The sequence below is a fragment of the Stenotrophomonas sp. HMWF023 genome, from assembly GCF_003060985.1.
GTDB classification, from domain to species: domain Bacteria; phylum Pseudomonadota; class Gammaproteobacteria; order Xanthomonadales; family Xanthomonadaceae; genus Stenotrophomonas; species Stenotrophomonas lactitubi.
Genome location: NZ_QAIJ01000255.1, coordinates 3737 through 5429 on the forward strand (window position 1 = coordinate 3737; position 1693 = coordinate 5429).

Genomic DNA, 1693 nt, shown 5'->3' on the forward strand with positions numbered 1-1693 from the left:
TACCGGCCTTCCGGACCTGGCACTGTTCCCGCAGGCGCGCGGCGTACTGGACCCGGTGCGCGGCCTGGACAACGAACAGCAGCAGGCTCTGCAACGACCGGAGAACAACGCCTACGCAGGTCTGGATGGCGACGCACTGGCTGGCCGCGGCAGCAGCGTGCAGCGCAACGCTCACGAAACGCCGGCGCGCGCACCGGTGCAGCGTCGCTCGACACCGCGACCGGCGGGCATCGAAATCATCCGCGGCGACACCGCCGCCCCCCGTGGCTCCCTTTGACCCATGCCGAGAGCACACATGACTGAACGTCGCTACTGCCTACGCCCCACTGTCCGCCAGCGCTGGCTGGCCCTGCTGCTGGTGCTGCTGGCACCGGGTGCGAGCGTGGCTGCCGACGATCTGCTGCTGCAGACCCGAGAACAGCGGCCGTGGACGCTGCCGGCCGACCTGGAACGGGTTGCCATCGCCGACCCCGGCGTGGCTGACATCGTGATGCTGCGCGGCGCGCGCCAGGCACTACTGGTCGGCAAGGCACCGGGCACTACCACCCTGCTGCTGTGGCATCGCAAGCAGAGCGAACCGCAGCGTGTGCAGGTGCGCGTGCAGAGCGCCGTGCAAGGCGCTGCCGATACCGGCTCCAACGGGCTGGTATTCACCCAGCAGGACCACCAGGGGCTCCTGCAGGGAAGCAGCGACAGCGTGCTGGCGCACATGCAGGAACAGAAGACCGCGGTGATGGCACTGGGCAAGGACGGCAGCCTGGCCGACGCTTCAACCATCAGCAGCGGCGGCGTGGTGCAGGTCGAGGTCAAGGTGGTCGAATTCAACAAGACCGCGCTGAAACAGATCGGCATCAACTTCCAGAACCGCAACGGTGGTTTCGCCTATGGATTCGCCCGACCGGGCGGGCAGCTGCCAGGCAACACCGGCATCCTTCCGGGCATGAAGGAAGGCGAGTCCAGCAACGAAAGCGAATCGCCGATCTCCTCGGCGTTCCGGCTGGTGTTTGGTTCGACCAAGGGCCTGTGGAACGCCGACGTCGACCTGCTGCAGGCCAACGGCATGGCGCGCGTGCTGGCCGAGCCGACCCTTGTTGCGCTGTCCGGGCAGAGTGCAAGCTTCCTGGCCGGTGGCGAACTGCCGATCCTGGAGCCGCAGGGTCTCGGCACGACCACGGTTACCTACAAGCCGTTCGGCATCGGCCTGACCGTCACCCCCACCGTGCTCTCACCGAACCGCATTGCGTTGAAGGTCGCGCCGGAAGCCAGCGACCTGGACTACACCAATTCGATCGCGCTGAACGGCGTGCAGATCCCCTCGATCACCACCCGCCGCGCCGACACCACCGTCGAGCTTGGCGATGGTGAGAGCTTCGTCATCGGTGGTCTGGTCAGTTCCACCGTGGCGTCGACGGTCAACAAGATTCCCCTGCTCGGTGACCTGCCGATCATCGGTACGTTCTTCCGCAACTTCGACTACAAGCGCCAGGACAAGGAACTGGTGATCATCGTCACGCCGCGGTTGGTACAGCCGATTGCCCGCAATACCGAACTGCCGCTGCCCGGCGATCGCGAAGCCAAGCCGAACATGCCCGAATGGGGCGCGTGGCTGCTTGGCCCGATCAGCCGCGACCCGGTGCCCGGTTTCTCGCGCTGACCCACATGACGTCTCCGGTACCACGCCCATGCCCTACGC

Annotated in this window: 1 protein-coding gene and 1 pseudogene; both read left to right on the forward strand. The window is 66.5% G+C overall.

Features of this window, described 5'->3' with window-relative positions; translation table 11 throughout:
* Window positions 1–277 (forward strand): annotated as a pseudogene (locus tag DBR20_RS23235) (Flp pilus assembly protein CpaB); the annotation flags it as partial.
* A gap of 18 nt (window positions 278–295) precedes the next feature.
* Window positions 296–1654: a type II and III secretion system protein family protein gene (locus DBR20_RS14275; RefSeq protein WP_108266628.1), complete on the forward strand. Its 1359-nt coding sequence runs from the start codon at window positions 296–298 to the stop codon at window positions 1652–1654.
* The last annotated feature ends 39 nt before the right edge of the window (window positions 1655–1693 follow it).

Bases quoted from the DNA above. Each gene is read 5' to 3' on its own strand.
- DBR20_RS14275 (WP_108266628.1), top strand. From the start codon at position 296: ATGACTGAACGTCGCTACTGCCTACGCCCCACTGTCCGCCAGCGCTGG.